The sequence below is a fragment of the Nocardioides segetis genome (assembly GCF_051390595.1).
Taxonomy (GTDB): domain Bacteria; phylum Actinomycetota; class Actinomycetes; order Propionibacteriales; family Nocardioidaceae; genus Nocardioides.
Genome location: NZ_JBNINR010000029.1, coordinates 1 through 14,877, shown reverse-complemented (window position 1 = coordinate 14,877; position 14,877 = coordinate 1). Strand labels below are relative to the sequence as shown.

Sequence of the window (14,877 nt, the reverse complement as noted above, 5' to 3'; positions counted from 1 at the left end):
CTCGAGAGCGTGCTCCACAACAGCACCCGACCAGACCGCGGCGCGTTCTGCCCCGACTGCAAGGCCGACGGTCACGGGCTTCACCGGCTGATCCGGCAGTACGGTCACTGGTGCGACGACGAGGAGTGCGACAAGGTGCACTACGACGACGACAGCGGTGACACGTGGAGGTGTCCGCGCGACCGTGAGCACACGTGGTCTCACGACCAGTACGAGAAGTGGCTTGCGCCGCGCCAGCGACGAGGCGAGAGGATTGGCGCATGACGATCACCGAGTTCCTGCTGGCCCGGATCGCCGAGGACGAACTTGAGGTCGGCCCAGCAGATCCAGACGAGGGCGCCGGACCGAATGGCATCGGGTGGGCTGAGGTTGGCGCACTCTCCGAAGTGCTGATGGCTCGACCGTCGCGCATGCTGGCCGAGTGCGAGGCCAAGCGGCGGATCGTGGAGCTGGCCCAGTCTGTCGACGGGGAAGAGCGCTACGCCGCTGAGGTCATCGGAGGAGTCGATGGCAACACGGTCGACACAGACGGTGCGGGCATCCTGCGCGCCCTCGCGTCGGTGTACGCCGATCACCCGGACTTCGACCCGACATGGCAGAACTGACGCGCCATCGGCGGTTGCGTGGTGAACGTCGCATTCATCTGGCACACTAGGCACAGCGCGCAGTTCACGCACCCCGTGGCTGCCGCATTCCCTCACGACCCCGACTCGCTTTCTCCGAGCCGGGGTCGAGTCATGTCGGGAGGCCAACCGTGGTCGTGACTGACGCACTCGACTTGGACTGCCACTCGGTCCGCGACTTCCTCGTGCTGGTGGCTGCGGTGCGTGAGCAGGGCGCACGTGATCCGCTGCGGGTACTGGAAGACGCGCTGCTCGATCTCGTGGGGACGGCGTGAAGGTCTGCGCCAAGCCCGGCTGCCCGCGCATCCAGCCCGAGACTCGCTGCATTGAGCACCGACGCGAGCAAGAGCAAGCGCGTGGCTCGCGACAGCAGCGCGGATACGACGCCCACCACGACCGACTGCGCGCCCACTACCAGCGGCGCATGGACCAGGGTGAGCGGTTCACCTGCTGGCGCTGTGCCGAAGCGGGCCGACCGCACCAGGTAGACCCGAGCAGCTGGCATCTCGGACACGACGACAGCGACCGCAGTGTCTACCGCGGACCCGAGTGCCCTGCGGGCAACCTTGCCACCTCCTCCCGACGCATCTCACCAGGCGCATAGCGACCCCAGGGGGTGGCCCCGGAGTGGGGCCTGCTGAGGACCGTGGGAGAGGGCTGAGAAAGGCGCGGAGGGTCAAAGACCTTCCGGCCGACACCACATGTGACATACCGCGTGGCGCGATGCCTGGCGGTTCGCCCAGGCGGCGCGATGCCGCGAGGAGTGATCGATCATGGCCCGTGGAGGACACGGCCGCTCTGGTCCGGCGCCCGATCCGAACTCGGGCCGTTCGGATCGCCGCGGCTACAAGCTCACCGCCCTGCCTGCCTCCGGGTTCGATGGCGAGGTCCCCGACTTCCCACTCCCTCCCGCTGCTGCCGGCGACCTGATCGCCGAGCGCGAGCTGGCGATCTGGGACCTGCATTGGCGGACCCCGCAGGCGTGTGCATGGTCGCTGGAGCCGTGGCGCTGGGAGACGGTCGCGGAGTTCTGCCGGATCAAGGCCATCGTCGAGCTGGCCCCGGACGCGTCGGCCGCGCTGGTCGACAAGCTGCGGATGTACCGAGACCAGGTCGGTCTCACGCCGGCGGGCCTGCGCGAGAACGGCTGGGCGATCGCTCACGACGAGGTCGGCGAGAAGCGGGACCAGAAGGACGCCGCGGCTCCCAAGAAGACCTCGTCGCGCGACCGGATGAAGGTCGTCAAGTCCGGTGGGGCCTGAGCCGCTCGAGCTCGACTTCGACCCGCTCCACACGCTCGGATTCCTGGCAACGGACTGGGTCGAACGCCACTGCCGAGTCCCTGGCGGCGTGTTCGAGGGTGAGCCGCTGCTGTTCAACGGCTGGCAGTTGTTCTGCACCGTCAACCACTACCGGATCGTCGCCGACGCGATCGTCAACGCTCGGACGCTGTTGGCGCCGTTCTTCTACCGCCGTTCGGTCATCGTCGGCCCACAGAAGTGCGGCAAGTCGCCGTGGGGCGCCGGGATGCTGCTGTTCGAGGCGGTCGGTCCATCGCTGTTCGCCGGCTGGGCCACGGGCAGCGAGATCTACCGCTGCTCCGATCATGGCTGCGGGTGCGGCTGGGAGTACGAGTACCTTCCTGGCGAGGCGATGGGCGCCCCGCGCCGCAAGTCCCTGCTCGGAATACTGGCGTTCGCCGAGGACCAGACCCAGAACGTGTACGAGCCGTTGCAGACGATGATCCACTCGGGCCCACTGGCGGAGTTCGTCAAGGTCCGCGAGGGGTTCATCCGAACCCCCAACCGCGGGATGATCCTGCCGATGACGGCGGCGGCCAAGTCGAAGCTCGGCAAGCCGCTCACCGGCGCCCTGGGCGACGAGTCCGGGCTTTACACGTCGGCGAACCGGGTCCTCGACACCTGGCAGACGATCCGCCGCGGCGTCGCCGGCATGCAGGGCCGCACGATCGAGCTGACGAACCCGTGGGACCCGATGGAGAACTCGGCGGCTCAGCAGGCTTTCGAGTCGCGCCGACCGGACATCTTCCGCTACTACCGCAAGCCGCCGACAGATCTCGACTACCGCAAGAAGCGGGAGCGCCAGCAGATCCACGTCCACGTCTACGCGGACTCGCCGTGGGTGGACACGAAGTCGGCGATCGACCCCGAGGCCGACGAACTGGTCGAGACCGACCCGACGCAGGCTGAGCGGTTCTTTGGCAACCGGCTCGTCCAGGGACTCGGATCGTTCATGACCGATGAGCTGTGGACCTCATGCACGACCATCGACGAGCCAACTGGCCCGATCTGCCTGGGCTTCGATGGTTCCAAGTCGGGCGACTGGACCGCCATCCGTGCCGAGACTCGCGACGGCCTCCGGTTCACCCCGACCTATGGTCCCGACGCCAGGCCGACGATCTGGAACCCGGCCGAGTGGAACGGCCGAATCCCCAAGGGAGAGGTGGTCGCTGCGGTCGCCGAACTGTTCGACCGCTACGAGGTCGAGCGGTTCTATGCCGACCAGGACCCGATCTGGGGAACACAGATCGAGGAGTGGGCACTGAAGCACGGCGAGGAGACGGTGATCCCGTTCCCGACCCGCGTCATCCAGCGCATGTACTTCGCCCTCGACCGCTACCTGAACGACCTGGTCGAGCGCACCACAACTCACGTCGAGTGCGCCATCACCCGCACCCACGCACTCAATGCCCGCAAGGTTGCCAAGCCGGGAGACAAGTACATCCTCGGCAAGCCATCCGAGCACCAGAAGATCGACGCGCTCATGGCTGACGTCCTCGCTCACGAAGCAGCCTCCGACGCTCGGGCATCCGGCTGGCATGTCGACACCGGCCCTGCCTACATCCGACTCCGCCGCTGACCATCGAAGGAGGGGCGCGTGGCACTCACACCCTCCGACCTGGAGCTGATCACCGAGCTCAAGCAGCGACTCGACGCCCGATTCCTGGTCGACGACCGGAACCTTCGCTACTACCGGCTCATGCAGCGCGTCGAGCAGCTCGGCATGGCGATCCCGCCGGAGATGCGCCGCTTCCTGGTGGTCGCGAACTGGCCGCGGGTGGTGGTCCGCACGATCGCCGGCCGCCAGAAGGTCCGCGCGATGATCCTCCCCGGCGAGGAGACGGTCGACCCGACACTCCGCGCGATCTGGGACGCCAACAACCTCTCCGCCCACACGAAGATGTACCGCCGCGACAAGCTCATCTACGGCCGCGGCTTCATCTCCGTGGGCGCGAACGAGCGCGACCGCCGACTCCCGATCATCCGAGTCGAGTCGCCCCGCGAAGTCGAGGCGATGGTCGACTCCCGCACCGAGCAGATGACCGCCGCAGCGCGCTTCTACGGCAAGGACAAGACCGGCCAGGGCCCGACGAACGTCACCCTCTACGTCCCGGGGCGCACGAGCTGGGTCGCCAAGAATGCCGACGGTCGCTGGTACGAGGTCGACCGCGACGAGCACGGCGAGCCCATCCCTCTCGTCATGGGCCTCAATGAGCGGCTGTCCGGCGGCTTCCACGGCGAATCGGAGCTGACCGACATCATCGGCCTCACGGACTCCGTCGCCCGATCGCTGACGAACCTCCAGTTCGCCCAAGAGGCACACGGCATCCCCGGCATCTGGGCCACTGGCGTCGCTCAGGGCGACTTCGTAGACGCCAACGGCGAGCCGCTCTCCCAGTTCGAGGCGTACTACGACGTCATCAAGATGCTGTCGAACAAGGACGCCAAGTGGGGCCAGTTCACCCCGGCCGACCTCAAGAACTTCGAGACCGCGCTCAACATCTACGGCAAGCAGGCCGCCGTCTCCTACGGCTTCCCTGCCCGCTACTTCGGGATCACCACTTCCAATCCGCCCGCCGAAGGCGCGATCCGGGCCGACGAGAACGACCTCGTCAACTATGTCGAGGACAAGAACGAGGCCGAGGGCATGGAGCTCGGCTGGATGGGCGCGCTCGCGCTCCGCTTCGCCACCGGCACCTGGGTCGATGGCAACCGAGTCCGCGTCGACTACTTCGACCCTGGCACGCCCACGTTCGCCCAGCGCGCCGACGCCCTGACCAAGATGCGCTCGGTCGGCGGCATCTCCCGCGAGGGCATGTGGGACGAGCTCGGCTGGTCCGAAGCGCGCAAGGCAAAGGAGCGGCAGTACCTCGAGGAGGAGGCCGAAGCGGCACGGACCGACCCGACGCTCGACCGGATCGCCGAGGGGCTGCTGAATGCCGGCGCCGGACTCGGCGAGTAGGTACTACCGCCGCCAAGAGCGTCTGCGCTACGCGACCCTGGCCGCGATCCTCGCCGCATGGCGTCGAATCCAGCCGAACGCGAACTGGGAGCAGCAGTACCGCGAGGACGTCGGGCCGAAGATCCTCGCCCTCATCGCAGCCGCGCAGATCGCAGCCACAACCGAGGCCAACTCCTACATCCCCGCCGTCCTGACCGAACTCGGCATCGCCCCCGAAGGTCCGTCCGTGCCTCGCGCGGCGTTCGTCGGCCTCGCGGGCGACGGTCGTCCGGTCGAGACGCTGCTAGCCCAGTCGGTCGCGGTTGCCGGTGCTACCTACGCCCGTCTCCGCGACGAAGCCGAGGCGCCTGTCGCCGTCGAGGGATCACTGCGGGTGATTCCCGCGGCGCCGGCCTTCGATCCCGATGTCGCGGCTCGCGACGCGCTCGCCAGTGCTGAGCAGTGGATGGCGATGGTCGCCGGGACGATCCTGTCCGACACTGCCCGCGCCGCAGAGTCGGCGAACACTGCCGCCCGGCGCCAGGTCGGCGGGTACGTCCGGATGCTCAACCCGCCGTCGTGCTCGCGGTGCGCGATCCTCGCCGGAAAGTTCTACCGCTGGAACACCGGATTCCTTCGCCACCCCCGCTGCGACTGCCGGCACATCCCCGCCAGCGAAGCCATCGCAGGCGATCTGACCACCTCGGTCGACACCTACTTCGACTCCTTGAGCCCGACCGAACAAGACCGGATCTTCACACACAAGGGCGCCGAGGCGATCCGCGACGGCGCCGACATCAACCAAGTCGTCAACGCACGCCGCGGGATGAGCAAGGCGCAGATCTACGGGCACGAAGTCCTCGTCACCACCGAGGGAACCACGCGCCGCGGGCTCGCCTACCGGTCCCTCAATGCTCGCCTCGGCACCGACTCTGACCTCCGGGCCGCGGGCGAGCGCTACGCCCGGACAAGCCGAGTCCGCCTCATGCCCGAGTCGATCTACGAGATCGCCAAGGACCGCGACGACGCGATCCGACTCCTACGGCTCAACGGCTTCATCACCTGATCTTCCCGCGTGACGCGAGGTCACCGGGCCAACTCCGCGATGGAGGAACCAATGTCCGACTCCAACCCGGCCGACCCGACCACGGACCCGCAGGGCGACCCTGCTGCCGCGGCCACCGACCCCAGCGACAAGCCGCTGGGCGAGAACGGCGAGAAGGCACTCAAGGCCGAGCGCGACGCTCGCGCCGCCGCCGAAAAGCAGGCCGCCGCGCTGCAAAAGCAGCTCGACGACATCGCCGCCGCCAACCTGAGTGACCTTGAGAAGGCGCAAAAGGCGGCCGCCGACGCCCAGGCCCTCGCCGACAAGGCCACGTCCGAAGCCCTGCGCTACCGGATCGCGGCCGAGAAGGGGATCACGGACAACGTCGACCTCATCCTGACTGGCTCCGACGAGGAGACCATGCGGAAGCAGGCCGACCTCTGGGCCAGCCGCTCCACGGAGCAGCCGCCCGGCCCTCGCCCCGACCTCTCCCAGGGCGCGAAGGGCGACCCCTCCGACTCCGGAACCCCGGAACAGGACTTCGCCAACTTCCTCGGCGCACAGCTCGCCTGAGGACCGACTGACCCAAGGAGTCAGCCATGGTTACCCAGCTTTCCAACGTCAACCCGACCCTCCTCCCGCCGACCATCACCGGCCCGATCTTCGACCAGGCCATCGAGTCGTCCGCGGTCATGAGCCTCGCCCGCCGGGTGCCGCTCTCCCTGACCGCCAACACCGCCATCCCGGTCTCCATGGACATCCCTGCCGCCGGCTGGGTCTCCGAGGGCGGCGCCAAGCCCGTCGGCGCCGGAGCGGTCGGCATCAAGACGATGACCGGCAAGAAGGTCGCCCTGCTCGTCCCGGTCTCCGAGGAGGTCGCCCGCAGCAACCCCGCCGGCCTCTACGCCCAGCTTCGCCAGGATCTCCCGGTCGCGATCGGCCGTGCGTTCGACTACGCTGCGATCCACGGCAAGGATCTCCGCACCGGCGGCGCCGGACCGTTCACCGACTACCTGACCAAGAACGCCTCCAGCGTCGAGCTTGGGACCGCCACCCAGGCCGATGGCGGCATGTACGCCGACCTCGTCGGCGGCGAGAAGCTCGTGGTCGACGCCGGCTACGACTTCTCCGGCTTCGCGGCTGACCCCCGCCTCAAGCCGCTGCTCAAGCTGGAGACCGACACCACCGGCCGCCCGCTCTGGGTCGACGCCCCGCAGCAGGGCGCGAACACGGCCAGCCTGATCGGCTACCCGGCCGCCTACAACCGAGGCGTCTCCGGCACCTACCGCCGCTCCGGCAACCGCGTCCAGGTCGTCACGATCACGGGCACCCCGACCGGTGGGACGTTCGCGCTCAAGTACGGCGGCCAGGAGACTGCGCCGATCGCGTACAACGCCGCCGCCGGCACGGTCCAGACCGCGATCCGCGCACTTGGCGGCTCCCTCGCCGGCGCCACGGTCGCCGGCTCCGCGGGCGGTCCGTACACGATCACCATCGGAGTCGCCGGCTCTGCTGCCGCGCCCTTCGTGGGCGACGGGTCGGCGCTGACCGGCGGGACCGACGCGAACGTGGTCGTGGGTCAGTCCCCGGACGCGGACAGCAACCTGCGCGCCATCGGTGGCGACTGGTCGCAGTGCGCCTACGGCGTCGGCATGGACATCACCATCAAGGTGTCCACCGAGGCGTCCTACGTCGACCTCGACGGCAACACGCACTCCGCGTTCCAGGACAACCTCGTCCTGCTCCTCGTGGAGGCCTACTACGGCTTCGTCACCAGCGACGCGCTCGGCGCCTTCGTGGCGTACAGCGACGCCGCCTGAGCGACGACCGTTCGAAGGAGGGCGGCCGTGGCTGTCACCGCAGACGACATCGCAACCAGCCTCGGCCGCCCCCTCACGACCGCCGAGCAGGCCCAGGCAACCCAGTGGATCGCCGACGCCTACATGCTCATCGAGGTCAAGTTCGGCACCACCTACCCCGACCTCAACCCGGACCTCGTCGACTACGTGGTCCGCGAGTCGGTCGCCAACCGCTTCCGCCACGGCGCCGGTGACGGCACGTCATCGGTCACCACCACAGTCGACGACGGCAGCGTCACCCGCCGCTGGGACAGCCAAGACGGCGGAGACTCCTGGCTCCTCGACGGCTGGGTCGACCTGCTCGCCCCCGACCGAGACTCGGCCGCGTTCTCCACCCGGCCCAGCTTCGAGCCCGACACCGTGCAGTGGACACCTCCCCCGCCGCGCTGCGACCCCGAATGGTGGCCGCTGCCATGACCCTCAACGACGCCATCGCCGCCGAGTTGCCCTTCCTCCGCGCCCAGGCCGAGTCCCGCATGACCACCACCGTCGAGATCGGCACGCCCGGCCCCTGGCGATTCGACCCCGACCTCGGCCGAGACGTCCGCACGCTGACGGTCGACTTCACCACCAAGGCCCGCATCCGGGTTCGCTCGGTGCAGCAGCAGACCGAATCAGAGGCTGGCGCGCGGACGATCGTGACCGTACAGCGCGAACTCCACATCCCGATCGGCTCCCCCGCCATCGCTCCCGGCAAGGTCGCCCGTGTCACCACCCTCGGCCCGCTGTCGGATCCCTCGCTTGCCGATGCGGAGTTCACCATCCTCGGCGTGATCCCCGGCGACCAGATGACCGCACGCAGGCTGCTGGTCGAGGAGGTGCAGACGTGAGCGGCGCCGACGAGATCCACGACCTGGCTCGCGACCTCGGCAACGCTCCTCGCGCGGTCGCGGCTGGCCTGTACGACGCCTACCGCGGCGCTGGCGAGGGCTTCCGCGACGAATGGCAGCACAACGCCCGCAACACCGCCGGAGTCCACGGCAAGCACTACCCCGACGCCATCACCACCGAGATGCGCACCGGCGGCCTGACGACCATCGAGGTCGAGACCGGCCCCGAATCCGGTCGGCGTCAGGGCGGCATGGGCCCCGGCTTCGAGTTCGGCTCGGTCAACCAGCCGCCCCACCTCGACGGACTCCAGGCAATGCCGCTCGCCGAGAAGCGGCTTGAGCGTCTCTCCGGTGCCGCGATCGGGCTCGCGCTGCCATGACCGACGCCATGGACGCCGTCGCCACCGCGACAGCCACTGTGCCGCGCACCCAACCCCTCAACGGGCTCACGGACAAGACGTACCCGTACAGCTCGTACAGCGCCACCCTCGGCCGCGGCGACACCTACACCCTGTCCGCCGAGGGCATCCGCTGGGGACGTGTCGTGGTCCAGAGCTTCGGCAGGACCGCCGCGTCCGCGCTCCACGTCGCCGAGCAGATCCGCGCCGCGCTCGTCGGTACCCGGCTCGACATCACCGGCTACCGGGCCACTCCCTGCCGCGCCGAACTCGACCCGACGATCACGCGCGACCCCGACGACCAGGGCGTCGTCGGAGTGACAGCGACCTACACCTTCACCGCCACCAAGGAGACCTCATGACCGACTACGTGCGCGTGCGCGAGGGCGCATGGGAGTACACCCTGCGCCGCGACCAGGTCCCGAATGACGAGCGCGTCACCGTCCTCGACAAGAACGCACTCGCCCCGAACGGCACGCCCGCTCCCCCGAAGCCCGTCACGCCACTCGGCGAACCCGCCCCCGGGACCAAGAAGGCCCGCGAGCGCAACCAGACGTCCGCCGCATCCCGCGACGACGACAACGCCGGCCAGGCGTCGGCTGACCCCAAGAAGGAGATCTGACATGGCTGACCCCGTGAAGCCCGGCGTCCACAACGTCCTCCAGATGACGTCGTTCTGGCTCGTCCCGGCGCTGTCCAACCCGCCCAAGAAGACCGAGGTCGAGTCCGCCTCCGGTCTGTACATCACGTGCTTCCTCACCGAGGAGAACACGGGCTGGACCGTGACGTTCAACAAGGGCCAGGCGCCCCGCCTGCTGTGCAACCGCACCCAGGCCGAGGTGCTCCTGCCCTCGACCACCCAGGGCGTCGACATCGTCGGCGTCGTGGACCCGCAGGCCGCCTCGGGCTCCGACGACAAGAAGGCCTTCGAGTTCCTCCGCAACGGCTTCACCGGCTGGGTGGTTCGGCGCCAGAACAAGATCAACGACACTGCGGACACCACCGAGGTCGGCGAGTTCCTGGATGGGCGTCCCGTCAAGATCACTCCCGCCGTCATCGACCAGTCCGCGCAGACCGCCGAGGGCGTCTACGTCTTCAAGGCGGGCGTCGCCGTCACGGGTGACGGCTTCGACAACATCGCGGTCGTCGCTGGTCCGTGACATCGACCTCCGGCGCCCGCTGACGGGACGAGGCGCCGGAGGTCTCCCGTCATCCCGTCACGCACCACCAGGAGAACACCTATGACCGCCATCAAGCCCCGCACTGCACGGGTCGTCATCTACCAGGGCGACGACCTCGCCCACCTCTCCGAGCTCGACGACGCCGTTACCCGCGCCGAGGACGCCGTCAAGCGCGCCACCAAGGAGGCCCTGCGCCCCCGCCTGATCCACGAGCGCGACCCCGGCGAGACGGCCCGCACCGACCTCGCCGCAGCCAAGGCCAGCCGCGACGACTTCGCCGCCGAGGCCGAGTCCCGCGGCGTGGCGGTCGTCATGCACGCCCTCCAGCGCAAGGCCTGGCGCGCTCTGATGCGCGAGCACGGCCCCCGCGACGGCGAGAAGCGCGACGAGGTGCTCGGGGTCAACATGGAGACCCTCCCCGACGTCCTGCTCCCCCAGGTCATCTGCCGCGACGAGCACTGTCCCATCTGCCTCGACATGGACCAGGCGTCCACCATCGAGGGCGACATCGACTCGTTCCTCGAGTCCCTCTCGGACTACGACTACTACGACCGCCTGTTCCTCCAGGCGTTCGCGATCAACCGAGGGTCGGCGCCGGCGGACCCTACGTTGCGGCTCGGCTCCGCGCCGAGCCCGACCTCGTCCGCGACCTCGAACTAGCCGAGCGCGGCGGCCACGCGTCGGTCGACGCGTTCCTCGACTCCCCGGACGCCGAGTTCCACATCGCCCGGTACGAGGAGGAGCGCAACACCTGCAAGTTCCACCACGGCCCGCTCTCGGAGTGCGGTGACGCGACGATCGACTGGTATCCCCAGCGGTCGATCTGCTACCCGGCGATGCAGCAGGCGGCGGTCGTGGCGATGTATGAGGATCTCCACAAGGACCGACCGTTCCACGACGGCCTCTTCCGGATCTGGATGAAGGAACGGTCGGCCATGACGCCGTTCCACTACGCAGAGGGCGTCTCGATCTGGCTCTCTCGTGAAGACCTCACGCCAGACGACGACTGGCTGGGACAGCGGCGGGACGCCCTGCCAGGCAACTAGTGCCTTCTCCCGGGGATCCGATCGCGAATCAGGCCACCTAGGTAGATCACTAGCAGCGCGACTCCGCCAATCCCCGCGACGCTACACATCAACCGCAGGCTCTCGTTGTCGACCTCCCCGACATTCACCAGGACGCCTAGCGCAACCATCGCGGCCCCCAACAGGGAGTAGCCCAACTGTTCTCGCACGCGCTTGCTCATGGCGCCTGACGGTACCTGCTTCTCAGCCTCGAAGGGCGGTGTTCTTGCATGCCCGACCGCAGCGTGACCTATACGTTCAAGGGTTCCTTCGGGAACCTGACTGCTGGCCTGACGACGGCGGGCAAGAACGTCCAGGAGTTCGGCGCCAAGCTCACCGCCTTGGACAAGAACGGTCAGCAGATGCGCGCCGGGCTGACCGAGATCGGCGGCAGCGCCGGCCGCGTTGGACTTGCTGCGGCGGCTGGACTTGCCGCAGCAACCAAGGCGGCCATCGACTGGGAGTCCGCGTGGGCCGGTGTCATGAAGACAACCGACGGCACGGCTTCGCAGATGGACGAGCTGGAGGGACAGCTTCGGGAGCTGGCGCGCACCATGCCAGCGACCCACGAGGAGATCGCGGCGACCGCTGAGGCTGCGGGCCAGCTTGGGGTTGCCCGCGAGGACATCGCCGACTTCACGGAGACGATGATCCAGCTCGGCGAGACGACCAACCTCACGGCCGACGAGGCTGCCACCTCGATCGCGCAGATGGCGAACGTGATGGGCACCGCGCCGGAGGATATCGACCGCCTCGGCGCCGCACTGGTGGCTCTCGGTAACGACGGAGCGAGCACGGAGCGCGACATCATCCAGATGTCCCAGCGCATCGCCGGCGCTGGCGCCCAGATCGGCCTGGCTGAGCCCGAGATCCTAGCGATTTCGAACGCCGTGGCCTCGATGGGCATCGAGGCGGAGGCGGGTGGCACGGCAGTATCGACCGCGTTCACAAAGATGGCGATGGCCGTCTCTTCCGGTGGCCCGAAGCTTGAGAAGTTCGCCGAGGTCGCAGGTACTTCCACGGACGAGTTCTCCCGACTGTTCAAGGAGGCGCCCGCCGACGCGTTCGCCGCGTTCACCCAGGGGCTCGACCGGATCAACAAGTCGGGCGGCGACGTCTTCGGGACACTCAAGGAGATCGGCCTCTCGGATATCCGGGTGTCGCAGGCCATGCTCGGCATGGCCTCCGCTGGCGACTTGCTCACCGAATCGCTCAAGACTGGCGACGAGGCATGGAGGCAGAACTCGGCGCTGGCCGAGGAGTACCAAAAGCGTGCTGAAACCACTGCCGCCGAGGCGCAGGTTGCCTGGAACAACATCAAGGATGCCGGCATCGAAGCTGGCACGGCGATGCTCCCGATTGTCGAGGCGGTGTCGACGGCCGTTGGTGGCATGGGCTCCGCGTTCGGCTCGCTGCCTGGACCCTTGAAGGCCACTACGTCAGGACTATTGGGTGTCACGGCCATTCTTGGCGGCGGCACCTGGTTCGCCTCGAAGGCGATCCAGGGCGTGGCCGATACCAGGCAAGCCCTAGCGGATCTCGGGATTGAGGCTGGCCGCGCCAAGGGTGCACTGCGGGGCGTGATCTCCGCTGGCGCGGGCCTCGCAACGGTCGCGACGAGCGCAACTCTTCTGCAAACCGCGTTCGAAAGCCTCTTCGACCTCCGCCTTGAAGGCGGAACGCTGACTCGCGACCTTGAGGCCCTGAGCAATGGTCAGGTCACACAGAACTTCGAAGACCTGTACCACACCTTCCAGGACATTGATGACCTGTGGATGGCGAAGGCAAATCCAATCGGTTGGGTGTCGAACTGGGACCCAACCGGCGCCGAGACTGCGCAGAAGAACATCGAGGACATCGACGCGGCCCTCGCTGGCATGGTCGAGGGCGGGAACGCCGAAAAGGCCGCGAAGGCGTGGTCCGAGCTTCAGAAGATCGGCAAGGATGCTGGCAAGTCCACCAAGGAGTTGATCGACCTCTTCCCGGAGTACGGAACGGCTCTCGCAAATGCAGAAGTCGAGTCCGGGAAGGCCGCCGGCGCAACCCGCGATCTCGGCGCCGCGGGCGAGACGACCGCTGGTCAGCTCTCATTGACCGACGAGCAGCTCAAGACGATCACCGACAACGCCAACGAGGCTGCTGGTTCGTTCGTCAACCTGGCCGCCGGCATCACAGACGGGAAATTCTCCTTCGAGGACTGGGTCTCGTCGCTGGAGGACGCCGGTCAGGCGATCAAGGATCTGCGGGTCAACTCGCGCGAAGCACTGGAGAACGGCGTCGATGAGGGCGTCGTCCAGGAGCTCAAGAACATGGGCACCGAGGGCGCCCTCCAGCTCAAGTACCTTGCCACCGCATCCGAGGCTGAGGTCGAGCGGACGAACAAGGCGCTGCGGAAGATTGCCAACCAGACCGCTAAGTCGGTTGAGCAGGATGTCGCGAACGCACAGGCGGGACTGGAGGATGTCGGCGCCTCGGTCGATGCGCTGGATGGCGCGAAGGCCGAGCCTCACATCGGTGCCTCCACGGCCGCATTCGAAGGCGGCAAGAAGAAGGTCGACAGGGCACTCGCGGCGCTGAACAAGGACAAGGCGGAGCCGTCGATCGACCTGAACGACGGCGCCTTTCAGAGTGCTCGCGAGGCGGCGTCCCGACAGCTCACTGATCTGACCAAGCCGCGCACGGTCCCGATCACGGCGTCGGTGGATCTCTCGGGCGCGTGGGCGAGGCTGAACAGCTTCTTTGGTGCGGCGAGCAGGGGTCCGTCCGTCAGTTCTGCCAATGCTGCGGAGAAGAAGAGGGCGTTCGGCGGCCTCGTCACTGGCCCTGGCGGTCCGACGGATGACCTGATCCCGACGTGGCTGTCGAATCGCGAGTACGTCATCAAGGCGTCCGCGGTGGAGAAGTACGGCGTCGGATTCTTCGACGCGGTGAATGCCGAGCGTCTGGCGACGGGCGGTCAGCCGGGCCGCAAGGACGGCAAGTCCAAGGGCACCAACTTCCTCGGCTTCTTCCCTGAGGTCGGCTTGGGGTTGAACGCGTTCATCAAGTCGCTGGAGGCGAGCAAGGACGCGCTCGATGACGAGTTGTCGGCGCGGAAGTCGGTGGCCGAGGCGTTGGCGTCGTCGGTCTCCGGCAAGTTCACCAGCGATCTGTTCGGCAACACGGACATCTGGTCGGCTGGCGGGTCTCTCGCCGATGCGATCGCCGCCCTCCAGGGCGACATCGCCGGGTCGCAGGCGTTCCAGTCGGACGTTGCTTCGCTACAGGCGCTCGGCCTGTCGGGTGCGGCTCTGGACTCGCTGCTGACTCAGGCGGATCCGGCGACGGTGGCGAACATCGCGGCGACGGCGTCGGCGGAGTCGGTGGCGGAGTTCCAGCGACTTTTCCAGCAGCGGATCGAGGTCAACGCGGCGACGGTGACGGCGGCGCAGATGGCGACGGGCGTGGCGCAGGAGATCGCGACCCTGGGCGCGAAGGTCGATCAGACGAACGCGCACCTGGCGACGTTGACGGGGATCCAGTCGGACATCCAGAAGACGGGTCCGTCGAAGACCGGCAAGGCGACTGCGAAGGCGAACAACAAGGGCGCTGGCAAGGCGTCGCTGAACATGCGGAGGGGCTGACGTGTCCGAGAC

18 protein-coding genes are annotated in these 14,877 nt (G+C 68.0%); all 18 read left to right on the top strand.

All coding sequences use genetic code 11. From position 1 onward, the window contains the following. Positions 1-264 (top strand): hypothetical protein (locus tag ACPZVR_RS25135; RefSeq protein WP_436702430.1); only part of this gene is annotated, 264 nt, incomplete at its 5' end. Beyond that, the gene (locus ACPZVR_RS25130; RefSeq protein ID WP_436702429.1) at positions 261-605 is read left to right on the top strand and encodes a DUF6221 family protein; all 345 of its coding nucleotides are present in this window, start codon (positions 261-263) and stop codon (positions 603-605) included. The genes ACPZVR_RS25135 and ACPZVR_RS25130, both read left to right, overlap by 4 nt. A gap of 155 nt (positions 606-760) precedes the next feature. Beyond that, positions 761-898 (top strand): hypothetical protein, encoded by a 138-nt coding sequence (locus ACPZVR_RS25125; RefSeq protein WP_436702428.1) that lies wholly within the window; start codon positions 761-763, stop codon positions 896-898. A 498-nt stretch (positions 899-1,396) separates the two neighbouring features. Continuing rightward, the gene (locus tag ACPZVR_RS25120) at positions 1,397-1,885 is read left to right on the top strand and encodes a hypothetical protein (RefSeq protein ID WP_436702427.1); all 489 of its coding nucleotides are present in this window, start codon (positions 1,397-1,399) and stop codon (positions 1,883-1,885) included. 88 nt (positions 1,886-1,973) lie between these two features. Further along, positions 1,974-3,503 (top strand): terminase large subunit domain-containing protein, encoded by a 1,530-nt coding sequence (locus ACPZVR_RS25115; protein ID WP_436702426.1) that lies wholly within the window; start codon positions 1,974-1,976, stop codon positions 3,501-3,503. A gap of 18 nt (positions 3,504-3,521) precedes the next feature. Next, a complete protein-coding gene (locus tag ACPZVR_RS25110) occupies positions 3,522-4,886 on the top strand; it encodes a phage portal protein (protein WP_436702425.1) in 1,365 nt (454 codons plus the stop codon). Continuing rightward, positions 4,861-5,931, top strand: coding sequence for a hypothetical protein (locus tag ACPZVR_RS25105; RefSeq protein ID WP_436702424.1), 1,071 nt, complete (start codon positions 4,861-4,863; stop codon positions 5,929-5,931). The genes ACPZVR_RS25110 and ACPZVR_RS25105 overlap by 26 nt, the downstream gene beginning before the upstream one ends. Positions 5,932-5,982: 51 nt before the next feature. Beyond that, on the top strand, positions 5,983-6,483 hold the full coding sequence (locus ACPZVR_RS25100) for a hypothetical protein (protein ID WP_436702423.1): 501 nt from the start codon (positions 5,983-5,985) through the stop codon (positions 6,481-6,483). A gap of 26 nt (positions 6,484-6,509) precedes the next feature. Further along, entirely contained in the window at positions 6,510-7,730 is a 1,221-nt protein-coding gene (locus ACPZVR_RS25095) for a phage major capsid protein (protein ID WP_436702422.1), read from the top strand. A 27-nt stretch (positions 7,731-7,757) separates the two neighbouring features. Continuing rightward, positions 7,758-8,186: a hypothetical protein gene (locus ACPZVR_RS25090; RefSeq protein ID WP_436702421.1), complete on the top strand. Its 429-nt coding sequence runs from the start codon at positions 7,758-7,760 to the stop codon at positions 8,184-8,186. Then, a complete protein-coding gene (locus ACPZVR_RS25085) occupies positions 8,183-8,599 on the top strand; it encodes a DUF6093 family protein (RefSeq protein ID WP_436702420.1) in 417 nt (138 codons plus the stop codon). Before ACPZVR_RS25090 ends, ACPZVR_RS25085 begins: the two co-directional genes overlap by 4 nt. Beyond that, complete coding sequence (locus tag ACPZVR_RS25080) at positions 8,596-8,979, top strand: hypothetical protein (protein ID WP_436702419.1); 384 nt, start codon at positions 8,596-8,598, stop codon at positions 8,977-8,979. Before ACPZVR_RS25085 ends, ACPZVR_RS25080 begins: the two co-directional genes overlap by 4 nt. Continuing rightward, a complete protein-coding gene (locus ACPZVR_RS25075; RefSeq protein ID WP_436702418.1) occupies positions 8,976-9,359 on the top strand; it encodes a hypothetical protein in 384 nt (127 codons plus the stop codon). Before ACPZVR_RS25080 ends, ACPZVR_RS25075 begins: the two co-directional genes overlap by 4 nt. Further along, on the top strand, positions 9,356-9,619 hold the full coding sequence (locus ACPZVR_RS25070) for a hypothetical protein (protein ID WP_436702417.1): 264 nt from the start codon (positions 9,356-9,358) through the stop codon (positions 9,617-9,619). Before ACPZVR_RS25075 ends, ACPZVR_RS25070 begins: the two co-directional genes overlap by 4 nt. A gap of 1 nt (position 9,620) precedes the next feature. After that, positions 9,621-10,157, top strand: coding sequence for a phage tail tube protein (locus ACPZVR_RS25065; RefSeq protein ID WP_436702416.1), 537 nt, complete (start codon positions 9,621-9,623; stop codon positions 10,155-10,157). An 81-nt stretch (positions 10,158-10,238) separates the two neighbouring features. Then, positions 10,239-10,838, top strand: coding sequence for a hypothetical protein (locus ACPZVR_RS25060; RefSeq protein WP_436702415.1), 600 nt, complete (start codon positions 10,239-10,241; stop codon positions 10,836-10,838). Between the two features lie 176 nt (positions 10,839-11,014). Beyond that, a complete protein-coding gene (locus ACPZVR_RS25055) occupies positions 11,015-11,224 on the top strand; it encodes a hypothetical protein (RefSeq protein ID WP_436702414.1) in 210 nt (69 codons plus the stop codon). 248 nt (positions 11,225-11,472) lie between these two features. Beyond that, a complete protein-coding gene (locus tag ACPZVR_RS25050) occupies positions 11,473-14,865 on the top strand; it encodes a phage tail tape measure protein (protein ID WP_436702413.1) in 3,393 nt (1,130 codons plus the stop codon). The last annotated feature ends 12 nt before the right edge of the window (positions 14,866-14,877 follow it).

Bases quoted from the DNA above. Each gene is read 5' to 3' on its own strand.
- ACPZVR_RS25130 (WP_436702429.1), top strand. From the start codon at position 261: ATGACGATCACCGAGTTCCTGCTGGCCCGGATCGCCGAGGACGAACTT.
- ACPZVR_RS25120 (WP_436702427.1), top strand. From the start codon at position 1,397: ATGGCCCGTGGAGGACACGGCCGCTCTGGTCCGGCGCCCGATCCGAAC.
- ACPZVR_RS25105 (WP_436702424.1), top strand. From the start codon at position 4,861: ATGCCGGCGCCGGACTCGGCGAGTAGGTACTACCGCCGCCAAGAGCGT.
- ACPZVR_RS25100 (WP_436702423.1), top strand. From the start codon at position 5,983: ATGTCCGACTCCAACCCGGCCGACCCGACCACGGACCCGCAGGGCGAC.
- ACPZVR_RS25095 (WP_436702422.1), top strand. From the start codon at position 6,510: ATGGTTACCCAGCTTTCCAACGTCAACCCGACCCTCCTCCCGCCGACC.
- ACPZVR_RS25085 (WP_436702420.1), top strand. From the start codon at position 8,183: ATGACCCTCAACGACGCCATCGCCGCCGAGTTGCCCTTCCTCCGCGCC.
- ACPZVR_RS25075 (WP_436702418.1), top strand. From the start codon at position 8,976: ATGACCGACGCCATGGACGCCGTCGCCACCGCGACAGCCACTGTGCCG.
- ACPZVR_RS25070 (WP_436702417.1), top strand. From the start codon at position 9,356: ATGACCGACTACGTGCGCGTGCGCGAGGGCGCATGGGAGTACACCCTG.
- ACPZVR_RS25065 (WP_436702416.1), top strand. From the start codon at position 9,621: ATGGCTGACCCCGTGAAGCCCGGCGTCCACAACGTCCTCCAGATGACG.
- ACPZVR_RS25060 (WP_436702415.1), top strand. From the start codon at position 10,239: ATGACCGCCATCAAGCCCCGCACTGCACGGGTCGTCATCTACCAGGGC.
- ACPZVR_RS25055 (WP_436702414.1), top strand. From the start codon at position 11,015: ATGCAGCAGGCGGCGGTCGTGGCGATGTATGAGGATCTCCACAAGGAC.
- ACPZVR_RS25050 (WP_436702413.1), top strand. From the start codon at position 11,473: ATGCCCGACCGCAGCGTGACCTATACGTTCAAGGGTTCCTTCGGGAAC.